Source organism: Xanthomonas sp. F4, assembly GCF_011761895.1.
In genome coordinates this window covers 961,273-982,348 of sequence record NZ_JAASQX010000002.1, presented here as the reverse complement: position 1 = coordinate 982,348, position 21,076 = coordinate 961,273, and the positions used below count along the sequence as shown (strand labels likewise).

Genomic DNA, 21,076 nt, shown 5'->3' with positions numbered 1-21,076 from the left:
CTGGCCGCCATGGGGCACTGGGCGCGCGCCACTCAGCCCAGCAGCAGCCGCGCGCCCAGCGCGCACAGCAGCGCCGGCGGCATCACCAGCGCGCCGACCTTGAGGAAGCGCCAGAAGCCCACGTCCTCGCCTTCGCGGCGGATCGCGGTCAGCCACAGGATGGTCGCCAGCGAGCCGGTGATCGACAGGTTCGGGCCCAGGTCCACGCCGATCAGCAGCGCGTCCACCACCAGCTGCGGCGGCTGCGCCTGGGCGACGGTGGTGCTGGCGATCAGGCCGGCCGGCAGGTTGTTCATCAGGTTGGAGCCGAACGCCAGCAGCGTGCCGGCGATGCCGGCGGTGGCCTGCGGCGAGTGCGCGGCGGCGTCGGCCAGGGTGCGCGCGAGCAGGCCGATCACGCCGGTGCGCGACAGTGCTTCCACCAGCACGAACAGCCCGGCCACCAGCGGCAGCACCGACCACGACACCGCCTTGGCCATCGGCAGCGGCGACTGCCGGCCGCCCAGGCAGACCACGCCGAGGGTGGCCAGGCCGGCCAGGCAGGTCGGCAGGCCCAGGTCCAGGCCGAGCGCGGAGACGCCGACCAGCAGCACCGCCGTGGCGAGGATGCCGACCAGGGCGAAGGTGCCGCCGCGGGTCAGCGGCACCGTGTCCACGCGCGCGGCACAGCGGCCGGTCAGGTCCTTGCGTTCGGCCCAGCGCAGCATCACGAAGGTCACGCCGATCGCCAGCAGCGACGGCAGCGCGAACGCGGCCATCCACGCGCCGAGCGTTGGCATCTTCCCGCCGTACAGCACCAGGTTGGCGGGGTTGGAGATCGGCAGCACGAAGCTGGCGGCGTTGGCGATCAGCGCGCAGGCGAACAGCAGCGGCAGCGGCTTGGCCCCGGCCTTGCGTGCGGCCGCGTACACCGCCGGGGTCAGCACCACCGCGGTGGCGTCGTTGGACAGGAACGCGGTGACCACGATGCCGACGCCGAACACCAGCGCGAACAGGCGCTGGGTCGAACCCTTGGCCAGGTTCACCGCATGCATCGCCACCCAGTCGAACAGGCCTTCGGCGCGTGCGGTTTCCGACAGCAGCATCATGCCGATCAGGAACAGATAGACGTCCAGGCCCTTCAGTACCGCTTGCCAGGCTTCGCCGCCGGGCATCAGCCCCAGCGCCATCAGCAGCAGCGCCCCGCCGACCGCCCAGCACGCCTCCGGCAGCTTGAACGGCCGCGTGATCACCCCGGCGGTGGCCAGCGCGCAGATGCCCCAGGTGGCGAGATTGGCCGTGTTCGCGCCGGGCATGCTCATGCCGCCGCTGCCTTGGCGCGGGCGCGAAGGCACATGCGCGAAGGTGCCGCGGGAGTGGGGCAGGGGAGGGCAGTGAGGGAGGGCGCGGGCATGGGGCGTCGGGCAGCGGAGTCCGAGGGGCGTGCAGGATAGCAGCGGGACAGGCGCAACCCTGGCCCGTGTGAGCGGTCTGGCGCTCGCGGTTTAGCTTGCGTAGACGCGCGGTGTGGCGTGTTTGCACATCGGCTTCGCGACGCTATGTGACGCGACGCGACGCGACGCGACGCAGTGCGGTCGGCGCGCCGCGCATGCCGGTAGGCGAGTGGCTGGCATCGTCCTTTGCCAGCCGCGATCGTGGCTGATTCCGAATGGCGCGATGCAAGATCTCCTTGACGTTCGCCCGCTTCATCCTCGGTGCGCCGCCCAAGGAACGCCCGACACGCGTCGCACTGCGGTGCGGCTATCCCAGATGGCGCGCAATCCATCCTTGCACGAACGCCACCGGCCCGGTCCGTGGCGGCGGCGTCAGCCCGGCGCTGCGCACGAAGCCGGTGGCGGCTTGGGCCAGCGCCTGATTGGCACGGCGCAGGGCCTGCTGCGCGGCCGCCTGCTGCTGTCGCAACTGCACCAGGTGCAGCGAGGGCCGCCCGGGCGGCGCGAACTTCTGGTCGCGGCGCAGCGCGTCGGCGGACAGGCCGGTGGCCTGGGTGGCGTGGTCCACGGCATCCAGCGCATCCAGCACCTGCAACAGCCAGCGTCCGCTGTCGCTGAGCTGCAGTGCCGCGGGGTCGTCGCGTGCCGGCACCAGCAGCGGTGGAATCGCTGCGGCGGCGATCGTCGCGGCGCTCGGGTCCAGCCCGCGCAGGCGGGCGTGGAAAACAGACTGCGATGAGGAAAGGGCGGTGGCCATGCCTAACCTGTGCACGAAAGCGCGGACTGTACGCGGTTTGGTGGAGTGCTGCGGCCCGGCTTGCACAGCCTGGCGTTGGCCGTGCGCCGCGTCGCACGCCGAGCGCGGTGGGCTTCTTGTGGGAGGGACTCCCACAAGGATGCGGCGTAGGACTGAGGGCAGAACGCCGTAAGCGCGCGCTGACTATCCGATCGCGCAGCCTTTCCTGGAAACGGCTTACTTGTCGGCGGTGGTCTCGTTGCCGGTGTCGCTGCGCTTCTGCGCGAACAGCCACTGCCACATCTTCGGATCGCGATAGGTGGCGTCCCAGGCGTTGTGGTTGCCCTGCGGGTACTCGGTGTAGCGCACGTCGGCGTCGAGGTTCTTGAAGGCACGGACGATCTTGCGGTCGTCGTGCGGCAGCACCACGTCGTCCTGGGCGCCATGGAAGATCCAGACCGGCACGTGCCGCAAGCGCTGCGCCAGCGCGCTGTAGGGATCGGCCAGATACGCCACCGGGGTCACCACCAGGTATTCACGGTCCTCGTGCGGGGACAGGATCGCACCGCAGATCGGCACCAGCGCGGCGAAGCGTTGTGGCTGCTTCAAGGCGATTTCCCAGGTGCCGTAGCCTCCCATGGACATGCCGGTGAGGTAGGTGCGCTGCGGGTCGCCGTTGAACTCGGCGCTGCTGTCGTCCAGTGCCTGCAGTGCCATGGTCGCGTTGGCGCCGTTCCATTCCTCGCCGTCGGGCGCCTGCGGCATCACCACCAGGGCCGGGAAATCGGCCAGGTGGCGGCGCAGGTACGGACCCAGTCCGGCCGTGGTCTGGTCGCGGCCATCGTCGCCGCGCTCGCCCGACCCGTGCAGGAACAGCACCACCGGCACTGGGCCCTGGCGATGCGCCGGCGCCGGCACGAACACCTGGTAGCGGTAGACGCGCCCGTCGAGGGTGAGCTGGCGGCTGACGAAGTGGCCGGTGGCCGGGTCGCTGGGCAAGCTGCTGCATCCGACCATCGACAGGCACAGCAGAAGCAGCAACGAACGCATCGACATGGCCGGCCCTCGGATGGGAAGGCCGCAGTATCGTGGGCTGGGCGTCTCCACCACAACCCGGGCAGGGGGAGCGGACATGCGCCAGTCAGCCGCCGGCCGCGGCGCGTGCTGGTGCGGCGGGCCTGCCGCGTACCGGGCGGATGGCGGGATCTGCGCCGCGCGGATCACCGTTGCTGTGTCGCACGGCGGGCCGGCGGAACCGCCCCCGCCGCACGGACACGCCCTACAGCAGGACCAGGGTGGCCAGGCCGAGGAAGCTGAGGAAGCCCATCACGTCGGTCAGCGTGGTCAGGATCACTCCGCCGGCCAGCGCCGGATCGAAGCCCAGGCGCTTGAGCGTCAACGGCACCAGCACGCCGCCGAGGGCGGCGGTGAGCAGGTTGATGGTCAGCGCCGAACCGATCACCAGCGACAGCAGCGGCTGCTTGAACCACAGCAGCACGATCAGGCCCAGGCCGATGCCCAGAGACAGGCCGTTGATCAGCGCCACCGTCAGCTCCTTGCGCAGCAGCACGCCGACGTTGGACGCGCCGATCTGGCCCAGCGCCAGGCCGCGCACCATCAGCGCCAGCACCTGGGTGCCGGCGTTGCCGCCCATGCCGGCCACGATCGGCATCAACGCGGCCAGCGCCACCAGTTTGGCGATGGTGCCCTCGAACTGGCTGACCACGCTGGAGGCGATGAAGGCGGTGCCCAGGTTGATCGTCAGCCAGATCAGGCGGCGCCGGAACGCGCGCCGCACCGGGCTGAACAGGTCTTCGTCCTCGTCCAGGCCGGCGGCGCTCATCGCCTGGTGCTCGGCCTGATCGCGGATGATGTCGACCACGTCGTCGATGGTGATGCGGCCGAGCAGGATGTTGTTGTCGTCCACCACCGGCGCGGAGATCCAGTCGTGGTCGGAGAACTGCCGCGCGACCTCGTCGGCGCCTTCGCCGACGTCGATGGCCGGCTGCTCGTCGTCGATCAGCCGGTTGATCGGGGTGGAGTCCTCGTGGGTGACCAGCGCCGCCAGCGACACCCGTCCCAGGTACTGGTGGCGGCGGCTGACCACGAACAGGTGGTCGGTATGGTCCGGCAGTTCGCCGCGCAGGCGCAGGTAGCGCAGCACCACGTCGACGTTGACGTCGGCGCGCACGGTGACCACGTCCGGGTTCATCAGACGGCCGGCGCTGTCCTCGGGATACGACAGCACCTGCTCCAGCCGCTCGCGGTTCTCGCGGTCCATCGACTTGAGCACTTCGTCGATGACCGTGTCCGGCAGGTCCTCGACCAGGTTGGCGAGGTCGTCGATGTCCAGGTCTTCGACCGCGGCGACGATTTCGTCCGGGTCCATGTCCGCGAGCAGGCTCTCGCGCACTTCCTCGCCGACGTGGACCAACACCTCGCCGTCGTCTTCCGGATCGACCAGGCCCCACACCACCTCGCGCTTGCCCGGCGGCAGCGACTCCAGCAGGTTGCCGATCTCGGCCGGCGCCAGCGTATTGACCAGTCGCCGCACCGGACCCAGGCGCCCGCTGTCCAGCGCATCGGACAGCATGCGCAGCTGCCGCGCGGTCTTGTCGTGGCGGACGGCGTCGGCCATGCGCTGCTCCCTTCGGTAGAGGCCGCGCTCCGGAGAAACGCGGTCGGTCAGATGTTCATCCCAACATTATCGCCTGCATGTTGCGGGAAGCACAGTGGAAGGCCGGGATTGGGGAGGCGGGATTGGGGAGTCGATGCTTCTGCGCGAGCGTGAGGCGCTGCGCTCCTCTGTGGGCGGGGCTGAAGCCCCTGCCACAAAAAAGCGGCGGGGCAGGCGCTGTCGGAACCGTGCGGTTGCTGCCCAGAGGGTTGGCGATTTTTTCATCGAAGCGCGCGGCGCAGGATGCCGCAACCGGCATCCTTCAATCGAATCCCCGCGTTCCGCAGCCGAACGGCTTCATCCCAATCCCCAATCCCGACTCCCCGATCCCGGCTCTCACGCCAACCAGCGCTCGATGCCCTTGCGGTCGCGCGCCTGCAGCAGTTTGGCGCCGCGTTGGCGCAGGGACTGCAGGTCGCTGTCGCGGATCACCTGGCGCACTTCCAGCATCGTCGCCGGATGCAGGCTGAACTCGCGCAGTCCCAGCGCCAGCAGCATGCGGGTCAGCGCCGGGTCGCCGGCGATCTCGCCGCACACCGCCACCGGCTTGCCGTGGGCCTGGCCGGTGGCGATCACTTGCGCGATCAGCCGCAGCACCGCCGGATGCAGCGGCGAATACAACTCGGCCACCGCCTCGTTGTTGCGGTCGGCGGCGAGCAGGTACTGCACCAGGTCGTTGGTGCCGATCGACAGGAAGTCGATGACGTCGATGAAGGTGTCCAGGGCGAGCGCCGCCGCCGGCACCTCGATCATCGCGCCCAGTGGCACCTGCTCGGCGATGGCATGGCCGTCGCGGCGCAACTGCGCGCCGATGCGCTTGAGGTGGCGGCGCATCGCCAGCAGTTCCTCGCGCGCGCTGACCATCGGCACCAGCACCCGCACCGGGCCGTAGGCGGAGGCGCGCAGCAGCGCACGCAACTGCGTATCGGAGACCTTGGGCCGGGCCAGCGACAGGCGCACGCCACGCAGTCCCAGCGCCGGGTTTTCTTCGTTGCTCATGGTCAGGCCGGTGCGATCGGCCTTGTCCGCGCCCAGGTCCAGCGTGCGGATGGTCACCGGTCGGCCGCTCATGCCCAGCACCGCGTCGCGGTAGGTGTGGAACTGTTCTTCCTCGTCGGGCAGGGCGTCGCGCTGCAGGAACAGGAATTCGGTGCGGTACAGGCCCAGGCCGTCGGCGCCGAGCGCGTGCGCGCGGGTGACGTCGTCGCGCGACTCGGCGTTGGCCAGCAGGGTGATGTCCACGCCGTCGCGGGTCCGGCTGGGCTTGGAGCGCAGCTTCCCCAGGCTGCGCTGCAGCTTGGCCTGCTCGCGCACGCGGCTGCGATAGTCGCGCAGGTCGTCCGGGGTCGGATCGACCAGCACCGCGCCCTGGGTGCCGTCGATGATCAGCACGTCGCCGTCGTTGATCTTCTGCAATGCGTCGGCGACACCGACCACCAGCGGCAGGTGCAGGCTGCGCGCCAGGATCGCGCTGTGCGACAGCGTGCTGCCGGCGCTGGTGACGATGCCGACCACGCCCTGCGCCTGCAGTTGCGCCAGTTCCGACGGCGCCACGTTCTCGCACACCAGGATCTCGCCGGCCAGGCCTTCGCTGTCCGGCTGACGCTTCTGCAGGAACGCATGGATCCGCCCGATCACATGGTCCAGATCGTCCATGCGGCTCTTCAGGTAGGCGTCTTCCATGTCGTCGAACACGGTCGCCAGGCGGTCGCGCTGCAGGCGCAGCGCGTAGTCGGCGCTGTAGCGGCCGGTGCGGATCAGTTCGTCCAGGCCATGCAGCAGTTCCGGGTCGTCGAGCAGCAGCGCGTGCAGGTCGAGGAATTCGCCGACCTCCTTGGCCAGGGCGCCGTGCAGGCGCTGGCGCAGGCCGTGCATCTCCTCGCGCGCGGCGCCCACCGCACGGTGCAGGCGATCGAGTTCTTCGGGAATCTGCGCGGCGGCGATGCGTTGCTCGGCCACCTCCAGCGCATGCGGCAGGCGCACCCGCGCGCGGCCCAGGGCATTGCCGCGCGAGGCGCCATGGCCGGCGATGCGCACGCTCACCGCGCGTGCCCCGTGCGGCGGCACCGCGTCCCTGCCTGCGGCCGCCGGCGACGCATGCTCAGCTGTCCTCGTCGAAGCGCCGCTCGAACAGGTCGACCACGGCCTTGAGTGCCTCGGCTTCGTCGGCGCCGTCCACCCGCACCGTCACCGGCGTGCCCTGTGCGGCGGCCAGCAGCATCACGCCCATGATGCTCTTGGCGTTGACCTCGCGGCCCTTGGCCGCCAACGTGGCGTTGCAGCGGAACGAGGACAGCGTCTGCACCAGCTTGGCAGTGGCGCGGGCGTGCAGGCCGAGGCGATTGGAGACCAGCAGTTCGCGTTCAAGCATCGTCGATCACCACGCCGTTGCGCGAGCCGGCTGCCGCGGTCGCGGGCAACTGCTCCAGTCCTTGTTCGGGATAATTCATGATCCGCAGCAGCATCGGCAGACTCAACGCCGAAACGCGCCGCACCGGCGTGCCCAGGCGTGCCAGCCGTGCGGCGAGGTTGCTCGGGCTGGCTCCGTACAGATCCGTCACCACCAGCACGCCATCGCCGTCGTCCACCCGCCGCAATGCCGCCGACGCCTGCGGCAGCAGCGCCTCCAGATCAGCATCGAACGGCACTTCGAACGCTTCGGTCTTCAGCGGCAATTGCCGCAACATCCGGGTCGCCACGCTCAGCAGCGCCGCGCCGATCCCGGGATGAGTGATGAGGAGAATGCCACAGGCCATGGGAGAACGTTAACAGGTCAGGCAGGGCGCAGGGAATGGCTGTGGGGAGCGGGGATTGGGAATTTGGGATTGGGGATTCGCAAGAGCCAGAGCAATGCCCCGCGTTTGCCAATCCCGAATCCCCAATCCCGAATCCCGGCGTTTCGATCAATCCTGCTCGCGATGGAAGGTCGCCACTTCCGGCCAGCCCTGTTCGCGGGCGTGGCGGGCCAGGCGTTCGGCCAGGTACACCGAGCGGTGCTTGCCGCCGGTGCAGCCGAAGGCGATGGTCACGTAGCTGCGGGTGTCGTTGCGCAGCCGCGGCAGCCAGGTGTCGAGAAAATCGATCAGTTGCGCGGTGTAGCGCTGCACGTCCGGTTGCGCGTCCAGATACTCGCGCACGCCGCTGTCGCGGCCGGTCATCGGGCGCAGCTCCGGGTCCCAGTGCGGATTCGGCAGCACCCGCGCGTCGAACACGAAATCCGCTTCGGCCGGGACGCCGCGCTTGTAGGCGAAGGACTCGAACAGCAGCGACAGCGTGTTCTCGGCGGACAGCGCGAACTCGGTGGTGACCCGCCGGCGCAGCTGGTGCACGTTGAGCGCGCTGGTGTCGATCACCGCATCGGCCGCTTCGCGCAGCGGTTCGGTCAGGGCGCGCTCGCGCTCGATCGCCTCGGGCAGCGACAGGCCCTGGCGCGACAGCGGATGGCGCCGGCGGGTGTCGGCGTAGCGCTTGATCAGCGCCTCGTCGTTGGCGTCGAAGAACAATAGCCGTGCGTCCAGGCCGAACTGCGCCACCGCCTCGCGCCAGCGCGAGAGTTGGGTCAGGTCGCTGTGGCGGCTGCGCACGTCGATGCCCACCGCCAGCTTGCTGGGGCCGGCATCCTCGTGCACCAGGCTCTTGACGAAGGCCGGCAGCAGTTCCACCGGCAGGTTGTCGACGCAGTAGTAGTCCAGGTCCTCGAAGGTCTTCAGCGCCACCGACTTGCCGGAGCCGGACAGGCCACTGACGATGACCAGCGTGGAGGTGTTGGCGCCGGTGGTCATGGGCTGCGCCGCTCCAGCAGGTTGCTGTGGCGGGCGATGAACATCGCCGCCGGGTCGATGCCCTTGGTGCGCAGGATGTGCAGGCGCGTGGCGGCCTCGGTCAGCACCGCCAGGTTGCGGCCCGGCATCACCGGCAGGGTGATCAGCGGCACGTCCAGGTCCAGCACGTGGCGGGTACCGGAATCGCCGGTGAGGCGTTCGTAGCCGTGGGGCGTGGGCTCGGTCATGGGCCGGGTCAGGTGCACGATGAGCCGAAGGTACTTGTTCTTCTTTACAGCCGTGTCGCCGAACATCTCGCGCACGTTGAGCACGCCCAGCCCGCGCACTTCCAGCAGGTCCTGCAGCAGTTCCGGGCAGGTGCCGTCGAGCACGTCGGGGGCGATCTGGGTGAATTCGGGGGCGTCGTCGGCGACCAGGCGGTGGCCGCGGCTGAGCAGTTCCAGCGCCAGCTCGCTCTTGCCCGAGCCGGCCTCGCCGGTGATCAGCACGCCGATCGAGTAGATCTCCATGAACACGCCATGCAGGATCACCCGCGGCGCCAGCGTGCGTGCCAGGTGGTAGGACAGGTGATTGAGCAGTTCGTGGCCGCGCTTGGGCGAGATCCACAGCGGCGTGTCGGATTCGTCGGCGGCCGCGCGCAGGTCTTCCGGGCACGACTGGTTCTTGGTGACCACCAGCGCCAGCGGCCGCACCTGCACGATCTTCTCGATGGTCTCCCAGCGCTGGCGCGCGTCCAGCGAGTCCAGCCAGGCCAGTTCCTCGGTGCCGAGGATCTGCACCTTGTTGGGGTAGATGGTGTTGAGATACCCGGCCAGCGACGGGCGCCGCGAGACCGCATTGCCGGCCTCCAGCACCCGGTGTTCGCCCTTGTGCCCGGCAATCCAGCGCAGGCTCAGGCGGTCGCGTTGCTGGTCGAACAGTTCGCGTGCGTCGATGCTGGTGTTCATGCGGCGGCCCGTGGCGCGCCGCCGAGCAGCGCATACAGCGCGGCGGCGTCCGGCGCGTTGCGCAGGGCGTCGCGGAATTCCTCGATGGAGAACTGCTCGGCCAGTTCGGACAGCAGCATCAGGTGTTGGTGGGTGTAGTGCGCCGGGACGGCCATGGCGAAGATCAGGTCGACCTGGGTGCCCTGGCCGTCGAAATCGATCGGCTGGTGCAGGCGCAGGAGCGCGCCGCGTGGGGCGTCCAGGTCCGGCGCGCGGCCGTGCGGGATGGCGATGCCGTGGCCGATGGCGGTGCTGCCGAGCTGTTCGCGCTCGCGCAGGCTGGCGAAGAGTTCATCGGCGCCGGCCTGCTGGCAGGCCAGCAGACCGGCGGCGGTGTGCAGCAGGGTGTCGCGATCGGCGGCCGGGAGCACCTGGGTGCTGACGGCCGCCATCAGATCGGTCAAGGGCATGGTGGCGCAACGTGGGGAGGATCACGCGAGATTGTCGCGCACCTCGGCCGCATGGTGGTCGTGCTTCTTTTCCTTGTGCTTGATGATCAGCCGGTCCAGCTTGTCGGCGAGCAGGTCGATCGCCGCGTACATGGTCTGTGCGCTGGCGTCGGCGTGCAGGGTGCGGCCGGGGACGTTGACCGTGGCCTCGACGTGATGGTCGGGCTTGCGCAGCGCCAGTTGGGCGCGGACCTCGATGGTTTCCTCGTAGTGCCGCTTCAGCCGTTGCAGCTTGGTCTCCACATACTCGCGCAGGGCGGGGGTGACTTCGATCTGCTGGCCGTAGGTCTCGATACGCATCGGATACTCCTTGGTTCGGGTTTCACCTATGAACCATTGCCGCCGCCGCTAGCCGATCCGGACGCGTTCGTGGGAGGCGGAAATGTTCATGGCCTCACGATACTTCGCCACGGTGCGGCGCGCTACAGGGACGCCGGCACTTTTCAGCAGGTCGGCCAGCTTGGCGTCAGAAAGCGGCTTGCGCGGATTCTCCGCGTCGATCAGCCGGCGGATCATCGCCTGGATCGCGGTGCTGGAGGCTTCGCCGCCGCTGTCGGTGTCGATGCCGGAGGCGAAGAAGGCGCGCAGCGGGATGGTGCCGCGCGGGGTGCGCACGTATTTGCGGGCGATGGCGCGGGAGATGGTGCTCTCGTGCAGGCCCAGTTCGCCGGCGATCTCGCGCAGGGTCAGCGGCCGCAGCGCCTGTTCGCCGAACTCCAGGAAACCGGCCTGCTGCTTCAGCAGGCAGCGGGTCACCTTGAGCAGGGTCTCGCCGCGCGCCTCCAGGCTCTTCAGCAGCCAGCGCGCTTCCTGCAGTTGCCCGCGCAAATAGCCGGCGTCGCTTTCGCCGCACTGGCGGATCAGCCGCTCGTAGCCGCGGTGGATGGTGACCTTGGGCTGGGCGTGCGCGGACAGCGCCGCATGCCACACCCCGCGCTGGCGCCAGACCACGCAGTCCGGCACCACGTAGGTATCGCTGCCCAACTCGCCGATCTGCTTGCCCGGACGCGGGTCCAGTGAGCGCAGCAGCGCGACCGCGGTGTCGACCTCCGCCGTCGGGCGCTTGAGTTCGTGCGCCAGGCCGGCCACGCCGCTGCGCGGCAGCCGTTCCAGCGGTCCGTTGGCGATGGTGCGTGCCAGGGCCAGCCCCGGCGTGTCTTGGGGCAGGGTGTCCAGCTGCAGGGTCAGGCACTCGCCCAGGCTGCGCGCGGCGATGCCGGCCGGGTCGAAGCGCTGGATCTGGTGCAGCACGGTCAGGATCTCGTCCTCCTCGGCGGCGATATCCGGGCGCAGGGTCTCGGCGATCGCGGTCAGCGGCTCGCGCAGGTAACCATCGTCGTCGAGCGCGTCGATCAGCGCCGCGCCGATGCTGCGGTCGCGCGCGGACAGCGGCGACAGGTGCAACTGCCACAGCAGGTGATCGATCAAGGTGTCCGGTTCGGCCACGCGTTCGGCCGCGCTGCCCAGGTCGTCGTCATCGAACGACCCGCCGCTGCCGCCGCTCCAGGCCGATTCGGCAGTGGACCATTCGTCGCCGTTGTGCTGCGGAACGTCGTCCAGGGTGTCGCCGGCCGGCGGCGTGACCTCGACCTCGCCCTCGGCGCTGCCGTGGCTGGTCACATCCAGGGTGGGCGCGGCGTCCTCGGACCATTCCAGCAGCGGATTGCTTTCCACCGCCTCGGCGATCTCCACCTCCAGCTCGGCGCTGGACATCTGCAACAGCTTGATCGCCTGCCGCAACTGCGGCGTCATGACCAGGTGCTGTCCCAGCGATGTCTGCAGCCGTGCTTTCATGCCTGTACCGAGCGCGGAAGGAGCGTAGCCGGCGCGTGCGCGGTCAGAGCCTGAAGGTTTCCCCGAGGTAGACGCGGCGCACGTCGCTGTTGGCCAGCAGCGCTTCCGGCGCCCCCTGCGCCAACACGCTGCCCTCGTTGAGGATATACGCCCGGTCGCAGATTCCCAAGGTTTCGCGCACGTTGTGATCGGTGATCAACACGCCGATGCCGCGCTGCTTGAGGTGGGTGACGATGCGCTGGATTTCGCCGACCGAGATCGGGTCGACGCCGGCAAAGGGTTCGTCGAGCAGCATCAGTCGCGGCTTGGCCGCCAGCGCGCGGGCGATCTCGCAGCGGCGGCGCTCGCCGCCGGAGAGGCTGGCGCCGAGCTGGTCGGCGACATGGCTGATCTGCAGTTCGTCCAGCAGCGCCGCCAGTTCGCGTTCCTGTCCGGCGTTGTCCAGATCCTCGCGCAGTTCAAGCACCAGGCGGATGTTGTCGGCGACGCTGAGCTTGCGGAACACCGACGGTTCCTGCGGCAGGTAGCCAACGCCGAGCTTGGCGCGCTTGTACATCGGCAGCGCGGTGATGTCGTTGCCGTCAAGCACGATGCGCCCGGCATCGGCATCGACCAGGCCGACGATCATATAGAAGCAGGTGGTCTTGCCAGCACCGTTGGGGCCGAGCAGGCCGACCACTTCGCCGGCCTCCAGGGTCAGCGCGAAGTCGCGCACCACTTCGCGCTGCTTGTAGCGCTTGCGCAGGCCTTCGGCGAGCAGCATCACTGGCCTCCTTGCTTGGTCGGCTTCGCCGGTGCCGCGGCGGGCTTGGCGGGGGGCTTGGCGGGGGGCTTGGCGCCGGCTGCCGGCGCGCCGGCCGGCGTTGCCGGGGCGGCATTCTTCGGCTGGATCACCGTGTGCACGCGGGTACCATCGCCGCCGCCCTGCATGTTGCCGGTCTTGGTGTTGTAGACCATGCGCTGACCGGCATTGGTGCCCTTGGGTGAGGTCATTTTGTAGTTGCCCGTCAGGATCACCGTATCGTTGCCGACGGTGTAATCGATCGTGTCGGCAGTGCCATTCACGGTGGATCCGTCGTCCATGTCCTGCTTCAGCGTGGCTTGCTTGCCATTGAGCAGGATCCTGTCGACATCGCCATTCTTGCGGAACAGGTCGGCCGTGTCGGCATGCACTTCAAGCGTACCCTGCACGATGATGACGTTACCGGCGAAGCGGCACTTGCCGTCATCACCGCTCAAGTTGTCGCAATTGTTGGTGTCGGACTTGATGTCCATCGGCTGGTTGCGGTCGGTGGACTTGGCCAGCGCCAGGGTCGGCAGCAGCAGGGCGAGCAGGGCGAGCTTAGCGGGCAGCATTCGGTTCATAACGGGTCTTGACCTGTGAAAGGAGCTTGTACTGCCGGGATTTCAAGTCGACTTCGAAGCCGACGCCGGTCTGCATCATACCGGGCCGGGTCATCGTGACCGGGGCGGCGGTGCGCGCGCTGTTGGTCTGCGGGAAGACGTCCAGGCTCTGCGTACGGAAGGTGGTGGGCGGGATGCTGGGCACCTTTGGGCTGTCGCCGGCGACGTCGTCGCGCAGGCGCAGTTCGTCGCCGTCGGCGCTGACCCAGCCGGTCTTGCTGCGCATCTCCCAGTGCTGGCCGTTGGCGTCGGGCAGCAGGAACAGCGGGGTCACGATCGACATCGTCTGGTCGGCGCGGCTGCGTTCCATCTGCGGCGCGCGCAGGGTCATCGCTTCCTTGCCCTGCTTGTCCAGGCTGACGATCTCGAAGTCGCGGGCGATGTAGTCCACGCTGGCTTCGTCGGAAGGATTGCGGGTGGGCTTGCTGCGCTGGTTCCAGGCCGACCAGCCGCTGATCAGCGCCCCGACCAGCAACAGGGTGCCAAGGGTGGTGCGCCAGTTCATGCGCCATGCTCCTGCAGCAGGGATGGGACGTGGCCCTGCGCGGCCAGCAGCACGTCGCACAGTTCGCGCGCCGCGCCTTCGCCGCCGCGGGCGCGGGTGGTCCAGTGCACGTGTTCGGCGGTCCAGGGGTGGGCGTTGGCCGGGGCCACCGCCAGGCCGACCACGCGCAGCGGCGCCAGGTCGGGCAGGTCGTCGCCCATGAAGCAGACCTGCTCCAGGCCGATGCCGCGCTCGTCGCACAGCGCCTGCACCCCGGCGCGCTTGTCCTTGACCCCGATCTGCACCAGCAGGCCCAGCTCCTGGCCGCGCTTCTCCGCCGCCAGGCTGGGCCGGGCGGTGATCAGCGCCACGTCGATGCCGTGCCGGCGCAACTGCACCAGGCCCTGGCCGTCGAGCACGTTGAAGGCCTTGCTCTCGTTGCCGTCGCGGTCGTAGTACAGGCGGCCGTCGGTCAGCGTGCCGTCCACGTCGAAGCACGCCAGGCGGATCCGGGCGGCGCGGTCGATCAGGTCGGCGGGGAGGTCGGCCAGCGGGGAATAGGGCATGTTCGGGATATCGGGGCGGGGAGGCCGGCTTTCCAGCGGCCAGGGCCAGCGGCGTGGGGACGCCGGCGGGCGGTGAACGGGTTCAGCCTGTTAAACCACTCTGGCGCGCAACAGGTCGTGAATGTTGAGTGCGCCGACCGCGCGGCCGGCCGCATCGACCACGATCAGGCCGGTGATCTTGTGGGTCTCCATCAGCCGTGCGGCCTCGGCGGCGAGCTGGTCGGCGCCGATGGTACGCGGCTGCCGGGTCATCACCTCGGCGATGCGGGTCTGGCGCACGTCCAGCGCGCTGTCCAGGGCGCGGCGCAGGTCGCCGTCGGTGAACAGCCCGAGCAGGCGGTCGTCGGCGTCCACCACCGCGGTCATGCCCAGGCGCTTGCGGCTCATCTCCACCAGCGCCTCGCTGAGGCTGGCGTCCTCGCGCACCTTGGGCAGTTCGTCGCCGCGGTGCATGACGTCGGTGATGTGCAGCAGCAGGCGGCGGCCGAGGCTGCCGGCCGGGTGCGAGCGGGCGAAGTCGTCGGCGGTGAAGCCGCGCGCGTCCAGCAGCGCCACCGCCAGCGCGTCGCCCAGCGCCAGCGAGGCGGTGGTGCTGGAGGTCGGCGCCAGGTCCAGCGGGCAGGCCTCGGCCGGCACGCTGACGTCCAGGTGCAGGTCGGCTTCGCGCGCCAGCGTGGACTGCGGGCGGCCGGTCATCGCGATCACCGCGTTGCCCTGGCGCTTGAGCACCGGCAGCAGCATCAGGATCTCGTCGGATTCGCCGGAATAGGACAGCGCCAGGACCACGTCGGCATCGGTGATCATGCCCAGGTCGCCGTGCCCGGCCTCGCCCGGGTGCACGAAGAACGCCGGGGTGCCGGTGGAGGCGAGGGTGGCGGCGATCTTGCGCGCCACGTGGCCCGACTTGCCCATGCCGGTGGCGACCACGCGCCCGCGCGAACCGAGGATCAGCCGGCAGGCAGCGGCGAAATCGGCGCCGATGCGCGCGCCGACCGCCGCCAGCGCGGCCTGCTCGATCTCGACCACACGGCGGCCGCTGGCGACCAGGCCGGCGTCGTCGGGCGTCGTGGGAGACAGGGGCGATACATCCATGCGGGTGCCGGTCGGAGGGTAGAATGGCCGATCATTTTATGAGGAAAGCCCGGTGGACGCCGAAACCATCCGTAAACTCATCGAGGCCGGCCTGCCGGACGCGCAGGTGCAGGTGCAGGGCGACGACGGCGTGCACTTCGAAGCCACCGTGGTCAGCGCCGCCTTCGCCGGCAAGCTGCCGCTGGCCCGCCACCGCATGGTCTACGCCACCCTGGGCGACCTGATGGGCGGTGCGATCCACGCGCTGGCGCTGAACACCCTGACCCCCGAGCAGGCCGGGCGCGCCGCCGGCTGAGCCGCCGCGTACCCGTTATTCCCCTTTTTTTCCTTCCCCCACGAGACCCATGGCCAAAATCGTAGTGACCGGCGGCAACGCGCTGCACGGTGAAGTGAACATTTCCGGCGCCAAGAACGCCGTGCTGCCGATCCTCTGCGCGACCCTGCTGGCCGATGCGCCGGTGGAGATCACCAACGTGCCGCAACTGCACGACGTGATCACCACGGTGAAGCTGCTCGGCGAGCTGGGCGCGGAAGTCACCATCGACGAAGGCACGCTGTCGCGCGGCAGCGCCATCACCGTCGACCCGCGCAAGGTCCACCAGCACGTCGCCCCGTACGAGCTGGTGCGCACCATGCGCGCCTCGATCTTGGTGCTGGGCCCGCTGCTGGCCAAGTTCGGCGCGGCCGAAGTGTCGCTGCCCGGCGGCTGCGCGATCGGCTCGCGGCCGGTCGACCAGCACATCAAGGGCCTGCAGGCGCTGGGCGCGGAGATCAGCGTCGAGAACGGCTACATCAAGGCCAGCAGCAACGGCCGGCTCAAGGGCGGCCGCTACGTGTTCGACATGGTCAGCGTCACCGGCACCGAGAACGTGCTGATGGCCGCGGCGCTGGCCGACGGCACCACCGTGCTGGAGAACGCGGCGATGGAACCGGAGGTCAGCGACCTGGCCGACTGCCTGATCGCGCTGGGCGCGAAGATCGAAGGCGCGGGCACCTCGCGCATCGTCGTGCACGGCGTGGAGCGCCTCTCCGGCGGCCGCCATGCGGTGCTGCCGGACCGCATCGAGACCGGCACCTTCCTGGTCGCCGCGGCGATGACCGGCGGCAGCGTCACCGTGCGCCGCGCGCGCGCCGACACCCTCGACGCGGTGCTGGACAAGCTCACCGAGGCCGGCGCCAGCATCGAGACCGGCGAGGACTGGATCCGCCTGGACATGCACGGCAAGCGCCCGCGTGCGGTCAGCCTGACCACCGCGCCGTATCCCGCGTTTCCCACCGACATGCAGGCGCAGTTCATGGCGCTCAACTGCGTGGCCGACGGCGTCGGCGTGATCAACGAAACGATCTTCGAGAACCGTTTCATGCACGTCAACGAACTGCTGCGCCTGGGCGCGGACATCCAGATCGAAGGGCATACCGCGATCGTGCGCGGCACCGAGCGGCTGAGCGGCGCGCCGGTGATGGCCACCGACCTGCGCGCCTCGGCCTCGCTGATCCTGGCCGGCCTGGTCGCCGACGGCGACACCACCATCGACCGCATCTACCACCTGGATCGGGGGTACGAGAACATCGAGGAGAAGCTGGGGGCGCTGGGCGCGTCCATCCGGCGCGTCGCATGATCCTCAGCGGCCGCTTCACCCGTCGGCGCAAGGTGTTGCTGGCGATCGTCGTGGTGCTGCTGGCCTGGGTCGGCTATGCCTGGTACACCGGCATCGCCATCACCCAGGGCATCGAGGAGCGCGACATGGACTGGAACGGCGACGGCCAGGTCACCCGCGACGAGATCTGGCAATCGTTCTACGCGGTCGGCGTGAGCCGCACCCAGAACGGCCCGCGCGAGTGCAGTACGTTCTACTGGCGCAGCAGCGGCGCCCAGATCCGCGTGGATTGCCGCACCACGTTCAAGGCCGCGCCGGCGGAGAAGAAGTAAGGATGTGGGGCGGGGCGCCGCGTGGGCGGCGCCCGCCTAGGCTGTGCACCAAGGGAGAGCACTACCTGTCGCCCCGTTGCATGTTCCATGGATGGGCGTTGACTCGCGCCGTTTGGAGCTTCTGCAATCGCTCGCCGGTTTCCGCAGGGCGATTCGCAACCTCGCGTCGGGGCTGAAGCCCCTCCCACATGGGACGCCACGCGCTGCGTTGGGAACTGCTGCTGCGGTTTCCCAATCCCAAATGCCAATCCCGGCTCACCGGGTCGCGGCTGAAGCCGCTCCTACATGGGAACCGCCACGAGCGGGGAGCCGCTTTTGCGATTCCCCAATCCCAATTCCCCATTCCCACGGCGGAACCGCCGTTGCGATTCCCCAATCCCGATTCCCCAATCCCAGCCCCTCAGCGCAACGACTTGATGGTCAGGTCCAGCGCGTCCTGGCCGTTCTCGCGCTGCAGGATGCGCACCGGCACCGGCATGTCCGGCACGATCCAGGCCACGATCTCCTTGGAACCGTCGGTGCGGGTGACCTTGGTCGCCTGCTCGGTCTTGCCGTTGACGGTGACCGCTTCCTTGCCGGCGACGTGGTAGGTCATCGGCTTGGCGCGGCCCTCGTCGACCATGCGGTAGCTCGGGGTCTTGCCGGCATTGACGTCGCGCGCGATCGCCAGGTTGATCAACAATGCGTCCATGTCGCCCGGCTGCAGCTTCACCGGACCGCGGCGGTCGGCCTTGAGGTCGCCGCCCCAGGTCGCCTGGCCGGTGCTCCAGTCATAGTTGGCGGTCACGGCCTTCTTCTTGATCAGGAACACCGAGCGGTCGTCGCTGCTGAGCGGACGCAGCTGTCCGCCCTTTTCCTCGAACACCGTGCTCTGGCTGAGGTCGGCGACCTGGTTCTTGATCGCCAGGCTGTAGCGCCAGCGGTCGCCGCCCTGCTTGGCCAGGGTCATCACGCCATTGGCCTGCATGCCCATGTAGCTGGCCTGGTAGTCCGCGGTGAACGGCTCCAGGGCCATGGCGGGCAGGCTCGCCGTGGCCAGCAGGGCGGCGGCGAGGGCGGTCAGCGGGCGGGCGATGCGGGTCATGGTCAGGCTCCTTGGTATTCGGTCAGGCGCAGGTCGATGCGGTCTTCGCCGTCTTCGCGCTGCAGGATGCGCACCGGCGTCGGCACGCCGTTGGCGATCCACAGGATGGTCTCATTGCGGCCGCCGTTGGTGCGCGACACCCGCAATGCGTCGTAGCTGATGTCGCCCACCTGCACGGTCTCGGTCTGGTCGGCGGCGCGGTAGACATGTTCGCGCACCCGGCCGACGTCGACGAAGCGGTAGGTCATGGTCTTGCCCGGCTGCGCGTCGCGCATCAGCGAGAGGTTGAGCAGCAGCGCGCTCTGGTCGCCGGGCTGCAGCGGGATCGGCGCCTGCCGGTCCTTCTTCAGGTCGCCGTCCCAGCGCGCCACGCCCTGTTTCCAGTCGTACACGCCGGTGACCTTCTTGCCGAAGAACACCGCCTTCTTGACCGTGCTCTGGCTCTGCGGGACGTAGCGGCCGTCCTGCACGGTGAACACCGTGCTCTGCTCGATGTTCAGGCCGAGGATGCTGGCGAAACCGCTGCGTCCATGCACGCCCAGGTCGACCCGCCACTGGTCGCCGCCGGTATGCACGACGTCCATGCGCGCGTCGCCGGCCGGCTTGCCCTTGTACAGGGCGTCGTAGGTGGCCACGAACGGCTGCAGCGGCGGTGGCGTCCACGCCTCTGCGGGCAGCGCCGGCGACGCCGCGGCGGCCGGTGCGGGTGTGCCGGTGGCGGGCGTGGTCGGAGCGGGACCGGTCTGCGGCGCCGGTTGCGCGGCGGGCGCCGGCGCGACCTGCGCAGCGACGATGGGCGCCAGCAGGCCGAGGCCGGACGCAACGAGGAGGGCGAACGGACGCGGAGCGAGCTTCATGGGATCGGCTGGCGTGGGCGGGAGGGAAGAGGGGAGGGGCCGCGGAAGGTGCGGCAGCGCATTCAGGGAAGCAGCACGTCGTCGCAATCTAGGCGCAGCGGACTAAACCGGCACTGACCGTCCAGCCAGACCTTGCCGTCCCGTTCAGCCAGACGACCCGCCGCGGCCAGCCGCAGCACCGCGCACAGCAGCCGGTGTTCGCGCGGCAGCAGCCGCTGCGCCAGTTCGTCGGGGCCGTCGCCGGCCTGCACCGGCACCCGCACCTGCGCGATCACCGCGCCGGCGTCCAGCTCCGGCACCACGAAATGCACGCTGGCGCCGTGCTCGGCGTCTCCCGCAGCCAAGGCCTGCGCATGCGTGTGCAGGCCACGGTACTTTGGCAGCAGCGAGGGGTGGATGTTGAGCAGGCGCCCGCCGAAACGCTGCACGATGCCGGCGCCGAGAATGCGCATGTAGCCGGCGCAGACCACCCAGTCCGGCCGTGCCGCGGCGACCGCGTCGCCCAGCGCCTGCTCGAACGCGGCGCGGTCGGGGAAGGTCTTGGGCTGCGCCGACCAGCGCCGCTCCGGCGCCACCATCGTCAGCGCCGGCGCCTCGGGGCGATCGCTGAACACGCCGACCACCTCGGCATCGAGGGTGCCGGCGGCGATCGCGGCGAGGATGGCCTGCAGGTTGGAACCGCGGCCGGAGGCGAGCACAGCGAGGCGAAGCGTCATCGGGCAGGGTTCCGGAACAGGTCGCCCACCACAGGGCGTTGCAGTGTCAGCAAGGTGGCGATGCCCAGCGCGGTGCCCAGCGGAAAGCCCAGGCAGGTGATCGCGGCGCCGGTGTAGCACAGCCCCAACTGGCGACGCTGGCGCAAGGCGCGCGCAAGCAGCACCTTGATCACCAGCGAAAGCAGGCCGAAGCCGAGCAGCACCGACAGCATCACGATCGCGATGACGCCGCCCTGGGCCTGGTCCGGACTCTGGCCGACGGCGTTGAGCCGCGCCTCCTCGTGCACGCCGTAGCCCAGCACGGCGCCCACCAACAGCACCACGAAGAACTGCAGCCCGGCCATCACCGCGTACAGCCTCGCCAGGTTGTCCAGGTCGGTGGTGGCACGCGTCACTTCGGCGGCACGGCCGCCGGAGACGGGGAGGGGCGGTGGCAGCGACATCGTCGGTCTCAGCGCGGCGCGGAAGGAAGCGGGGGCGCGGCGCGCCGCCTTGGCCAGGCGCTGGCGCAGCCCAGGGCGGCCAGCAGCATGTCCATGTGCGCATCCCAGGGATCGCCCTGCTGGCCGTTGTAGGACTCGGCCTGCTGCGGCGACAGCAGCAGCGCGATCAGCCATTCCAGCCATTCGTAGACCAGGCTGACGCACATGATCGCCATCGTCGCCAGGACGAAGGCCTGGCGCGCCGACAACGCCGGCCAGCGCTGGCGCGCGTGCTCGCGCAGTGCCGGCGCGACGCACACGCCGAACAGCAGGTGGATCAGCCGGTCGGTGTGGTTGCGCTGCCAGCCGAAGGCCGCGCCCGGCGACCAACCGCCGGTCAGCGTGCGCAACCATTGGTCGTAGGGCACATTCGAATAGAGCCAGTGCGCGGCGACGTTGTGCACGCTGATGAACATGCAGATGGCGGCGAAGTGGCCGGTGCGCAGCGGCCAGCGGCGGTCGTGCCAGACCAGCCAGGCTAGGCCCAGCACCGCCAGGGAGCTGTGCATGGCCTGTTCCGCCGGCCATAGCGGCCGTATCCAACTGGCGGCGAACACCGCCAGCGCCAGTGCCAGCCAGGCGCGCTTGGCCGCCGCCATGCGCC

At 69.7% G+C, this 21,076-nt stretch carries 25 protein-coding genes; 3 read left to right on the top strand and 22 right to left on the bottom strand.

What is annotated here, in order from left to right; all coding sequences use genetic code 11:
- Positions 1 to 32: 32 nt before the first annotated feature.
- The 17 genes from FHR66_RS12215 to FHR66_RS12135 form a co-directional block, all read right to left on the bottom strand.
- A complete protein-coding gene (locus tag FHR66_RS12215) occupies positions 33 to 1,301 on the bottom strand; it encodes an arsenic transporter (RefSeq protein ID WP_160970774.1) in 1,269 nt (422 codons plus the stop codon).
- Positions 1,302 to 1,740: 439 nt separating this feature from the next.
- On the bottom strand, positions 1,741 to 2,190 hold the full coding sequence (locus tag FHR66_RS12210) for a hypothetical protein (RefSeq protein ID WP_160970898.1): 450 nt from the start codon (positions 2,188 to 2,190) through the stop codon (positions 1,741 to 1,743).
- 216 nt (positions 2,191 to 2,406) lie between these two features.
- Entirely contained in the window at positions 2,407 to 3,225 is an 819-nt protein-coding gene (locus FHR66_RS12205) for a carboxylesterase family protein (protein ID WP_160970896.1), read from the bottom strand.
- A 223-nt stretch (positions 3,226 to 3,448) separates the two neighbouring features.
- On the bottom strand, positions 3,449 to 4,807 hold the full coding sequence (gene mgtE, locus FHR66_RS12200) for a magnesium transporter (RefSeq protein WP_160970894.1): 1,359 nt from the start codon (positions 4,805 to 4,807) through the stop codon (positions 3,449 to 3,451).
- Positions 4,808 to 5,182: 375 nt separating this feature from the next.
- Entirely contained in the window at positions 5,183 to 6,889 is a 1,707-nt protein-coding gene (gene ptsP, locus FHR66_RS12195) for a phosphoenolpyruvate--protein phosphotransferase (protein ID WP_160970892.1), read from the bottom strand.
- A 58-nt stretch (positions 6,890 to 6,947) separates the two neighbouring features.
- Positions 6,948 to 7,217, bottom strand: a complete 270-nt coding sequence (locus tag FHR66_RS12190) for an HPr family phosphocarrier protein (RefSeq protein WP_010344110.1) — start codon at positions 7,215 to 7,217, stop codon at positions 6,948 to 6,950.
- Positions 7,210 to 7,602, bottom strand: a complete 393-nt coding sequence (locus FHR66_RS12185) for a PTS sugar transporter subunit IIA (protein ID WP_160970890.1) — start codon at positions 7,600 to 7,602, stop codon at positions 7,210 to 7,212. The genes FHR66_RS12190 and FHR66_RS12185 overlap by 8 nt, the downstream gene beginning before the upstream one ends.
- A 147-nt stretch (positions 7,603 to 7,749) precedes the next feature.
- Entirely contained in the window at positions 7,750 to 8,628 is an 879-nt protein-coding gene (gene rapZ / locus FHR66_RS12180; protein ID WP_160970888.1) for an RNase adapter RapZ, read from the bottom strand.
- Positions 8,625 to 9,575 carry an HPr(Ser) kinase/phosphatase gene (hprK, locus tag FHR66_RS12175; protein WP_160970886.1) on the bottom strand — a complete coding sequence of 317 codons (951 nt, stop codon included), beginning with the start codon at positions 9,573 to 9,575 and terminating at the stop codon, positions 8,625 to 8,627. Before hprK ends, rapZ begins: the two co-directional genes overlap by 4 nt.
- A complete protein-coding gene (locus FHR66_RS12170) occupies positions 9,572 to 10,024 on the bottom strand; it encodes a PTS sugar transporter subunit IIA (RefSeq protein ID WP_160970884.1) in 453 nt (150 codons plus the stop codon). Before FHR66_RS12170 ends, hprK begins: the two co-directional genes overlap by 4 nt.
- Positions 10,025 to 10,045: 21 nt before the next feature.
- The gene (hpf, locus tag FHR66_RS12165) at positions 10,046 to 10,363 is read right to left on the bottom strand and encodes a ribosome hibernation-promoting factor, HPF/YfiA family (RefSeq protein ID WP_010344105.1); all 318 of its coding nucleotides are present in this window, start codon (positions 10,361 to 10,363) and stop codon (positions 10,046 to 10,048) included.
- 48 nt (positions 10,364 to 10,411) lie between these two features.
- Entirely contained in the window at positions 10,412 to 11,815 is a 1,404-nt protein-coding gene (locus tag FHR66_RS12160) for an RNA polymerase factor sigma-54 (RefSeq protein WP_456361757.1), read from the bottom strand.
- A gap of 85 nt (positions 11,816 to 11,900) precedes the next feature.
- On the bottom strand, positions 11,901 to 12,620 hold the full coding sequence (gene lptB / locus FHR66_RS12155) for an LPS export ABC transporter ATP-binding protein (RefSeq protein ID WP_160970880.1): 720 nt from the start codon (positions 12,618 to 12,620) through the stop codon (positions 11,901 to 11,903).
- The gene (gene lptA / locus FHR66_RS12150; RefSeq protein ID WP_160970878.1) at positions 12,620 to 13,222 is read right to left on the bottom strand and encodes a lipopolysaccharide transport periplasmic protein LptA; all 603 of its coding nucleotides are present in this window, start codon (positions 13,220 to 13,222) and stop codon (positions 12,620 to 12,622) included. Before lptA ends, lptB begins: the two co-directional genes overlap by 1 nt.
- Positions 13,200 to 13,766 (bottom strand): LPS export ABC transporter periplasmic protein LptC, encoded by a 567-nt coding sequence (lptC, locus tag FHR66_RS12145; protein WP_160970876.1) that lies wholly within the window; start codon positions 13,764 to 13,766, stop codon positions 13,200 to 13,202. The genes lptA and lptC overlap by 23 nt, the downstream gene beginning before the upstream one ends.
- Complete coding sequence (locus tag FHR66_RS12140) at positions 13,763 to 14,311, bottom strand: KdsC family phosphatase (protein ID WP_017910666.1); 549 nt, start codon at positions 14,309 to 14,311, stop codon at positions 13,763 to 13,765. Before FHR66_RS12140 ends, lptC begins: the two co-directional genes overlap by 4 nt.
- A 90-nt stretch (positions 14,312 to 14,401) precedes the next feature.
- Positions 14,402 to 15,403: a KpsF/GutQ family sugar-phosphate isomerase gene (locus FHR66_RS12135; protein WP_160970874.1), complete on the bottom strand. Its 1,002-nt coding sequence runs from the start codon at positions 15,401 to 15,403 to the stop codon at positions 14,402 to 14,404.
- A gap of 52 nt (positions 15,404 to 15,455) precedes the next feature.
- Between FHR66_RS12135 and FHR66_RS12130 the strand changes: the two genes are divergently transcribed.
- The 3 genes from FHR66_RS12130 to FHR66_RS12120 are packed head-to-tail and all read left to right on the top strand — an operon-like array spanning position 15,456 to position 17,333.
- Positions 15,456 to 15,698 carry a BolA family protein gene (locus FHR66_RS12130; protein ID WP_160970872.1) on the top strand — a complete coding sequence of 81 codons (243 nt, stop codon included), beginning with the start codon at positions 15,456 to 15,458 and terminating at the stop codon, positions 15,696 to 15,698.
- Positions 15,699 to 15,747: 49 nt separating this feature from the next.
- Entirely contained in the window at positions 15,748 to 17,022 is a 1,275-nt protein-coding gene (murA, locus tag FHR66_RS12125) for a UDP-N-acetylglucosamine 1-carboxyvinyltransferase (RefSeq protein WP_160970870.1), read from the top strand.
- Positions 17,019 to 17,333: an EF-hand domain-containing protein gene (locus FHR66_RS12120; RefSeq protein WP_160970868.1), complete on the top strand. Its 315-nt coding sequence runs from the start codon at positions 17,019 to 17,021 to the stop codon at positions 17,331 to 17,333. The genes murA and FHR66_RS12120 overlap by 4 nt, the downstream gene beginning before the upstream one ends.
- 400 nt (positions 17,334 to 17,733) lie before the next feature.
- Here FHR66_RS12120 and FHR66_RS12115 read toward each other — a convergent pair whose 3' ends face one another.
- The 5 genes from FHR66_RS12115 to FHR66_RS12095 form a co-directional block, all read right to left on the bottom strand.
- Positions 17,734 to 18,417, bottom strand: coding sequence for a DUF3108 domain-containing protein (locus FHR66_RS12115; RefSeq protein WP_160970866.1), 684 nt, complete (start codon positions 18,415 to 18,417; stop codon positions 17,734 to 17,736).
- 2 nt (positions 18,418 to 18,419) lie between these two features.
- On the bottom strand, positions 18,420 to 19,274 hold the full coding sequence (locus tag FHR66_RS12110) for a DUF3108 domain-containing protein (RefSeq protein WP_160970864.1): 855 nt from the start codon (positions 19,272 to 19,274) through the stop codon (positions 18,420 to 18,422).
- A 62-nt stretch (positions 19,275 to 19,336) separates the two neighbouring features.
- On the bottom strand, positions 19,337 to 19,990 hold the full coding sequence (gene purN, locus FHR66_RS12105) for a phosphoribosylglycinamide formyltransferase (RefSeq protein ID WP_160971113.1): 654 nt from the start codon (positions 19,988 to 19,990) through the stop codon (positions 19,337 to 19,339).
- The gene (locus FHR66_RS12100; protein WP_160971111.1) at positions 19,987 to 20,433 is read right to left on the bottom strand and encodes a hypothetical protein; all 447 of its coding nucleotides are present in this window, start codon (positions 20,431 to 20,433) and stop codon (positions 19,987 to 19,989) included. The genes purN and FHR66_RS12100 overlap by 4 nt, the downstream gene beginning before the upstream one ends.
- Before the next feature lie 8 nt (positions 20,434 to 20,441).
- The gene (locus FHR66_RS12095; protein ID WP_160971109.1) at positions 20,442 to 21,071 is read right to left on the bottom strand and encodes a DUF2238 domain-containing protein; all 630 of its coding nucleotides are present in this window, start codon (positions 21,069 to 21,071) and stop codon (positions 20,442 to 20,444) included.
- Between the last annotated feature and the right edge of the window lie 5 nt (positions 21,072 to 21,076).

Coding starts and splice junctions, on each gene's coding strand:
- FHR66_RS12215 (WP_160970774.1), bottom strand. CDS start 1,301: ATGAGCATGCCCGGCGCGAACACGGCCAATCTCGCCACCTGGGGCATC.
- FHR66_RS12210 (WP_160970898.1), bottom strand. CDS start 2,190: ATGGCCACCGCCCTTTCCTCATCGCAGTCTGTTTTCCACGCCCGCCTG.
- FHR66_RS12205 (WP_160970896.1), bottom strand. CDS start 3,225: ATGTCGATGCGTTCGTTGCTGCTTCTGCTGTGCCTGTCGATGGTCGGA.
- mgtE (WP_160970894.1), bottom strand. CDS start 4,807: ATGGCCGACGCCGTCCGCCACGACAAGACCGCGCGGCAGCTGCGCATG.
- FHR66_RS12190 (WP_010344110.1), bottom strand. CDS start 7,217: ATGCTTGAACGCGAACTGCTGGTCTCCAATCGCCTCGGCCTGCACGCC.
- FHR66_RS12185 (WP_160970890.1), bottom strand. CDS start 7,602: ATGGCCTGTGGCATTCTCCTCATCACTCATCCCGGGATCGGCGCGGCG.
- rapZ (WP_160970888.1), bottom strand. CDS start 8,628: ATGACCACCGGCGCCAACACCTCCACGCTGGTCATCGTCAGTGGCCTG.
- hprK (WP_160970886.1), bottom strand. CDS start 9,575: ATGAACACCAGCATCGACGCACGCGAACTGTTCGACCAGCAACGCGAC.
- FHR66_RS12170 (WP_160970884.1), bottom strand. CDS start 10,024: ATGCCCTTGACCGATCTGATGGCGGCCGTCAGCACCCAGGTGCTCCCG.
- hpf (WP_010344105.1), bottom strand. CDS start 10,363: ATGCGTATCGAGACCTACGGCCAGCAGATCGAAGTCACCCCCGCCCTG.
- FHR66_RS12160 (WP_456361757.1), bottom strand. CDS start 11,815: ATGACGCCGCAGTTGCGGCAGGCGATCAAGCTGTTGCAGATGTCCAGC.
- lptB (WP_160970880.1), bottom strand. CDS start 12,620: ATGCTGCTCGCCGAAGGCCTGCGCAAGCGCTACAAGCAGCGCGAAGTG.
- lptA (WP_160970878.1), bottom strand. CDS start 13,222: ATGAACCGAATGCTGCCCGCTAAGCTCGCCCTGCTCGCCCTGCTGCTG.
- lptC (WP_160970876.1), bottom strand. CDS start 13,766: ATGAACTGGCGCACCACCCTTGGCACCCTGTTGCTGGTCGGGGCGCTG.
- FHR66_RS12140 (WP_017910666.1), bottom strand. CDS start 14,311: ATGCCCTATTCCCCGCTGGCCGACCTCCCCGCCGACCTGATCGACCGC.
- FHR66_RS12135 (WP_160970874.1), bottom strand. CDS start 15,403: ATGGATGTATCGCCCCTGTCTCCCACGACGCCCGACGACGCCGGCCTG.
- murA (WP_160970870.1), top strand. CDS start 15,748: ATGGCCAAAATCGTAGTGACCGGCGGCAACGCGCTGCACGGTGAAGTG.
- FHR66_RS12120 (WP_160970868.1), top strand. CDS start 17,019: ATGATCCTCAGCGGCCGCTTCACCCGTCGGCGCAAGGTGTTGCTGGCG.
- FHR66_RS12115 (WP_160970866.1), bottom strand. CDS start 18,417: ATGACCCGCATCGCCCGCCCGCTGACCGCCCTCGCCGCCGCCCTGCTG.
- FHR66_RS12110 (WP_160970864.1), bottom strand. CDS start 19,274: ATGAAGCTCGCTCCGCGTCCGTTCGCCCTCCTCGTTGCGTCCGGCCTC.
- purN (WP_160971113.1), bottom strand. CDS start 19,990: ATGACGCTTCGCCTCGCTGTGCTCGCCTCCGGCCGCGGTTCCAACCTG.
- FHR66_RS12100 (WP_160971111.1), bottom strand. CDS start 20,433: ATGTCGCTGCCACCGCCCCTCCCCGTCTCCGGCGGCCGTGCCGCCGAA.
- FHR66_RS12095 (WP_160971109.1), bottom strand. CDS start 21,071: ATGGCGGCGGCCAAGCGCGCCTGGCTGGCACTGGCGCTGGCGGTGTTC.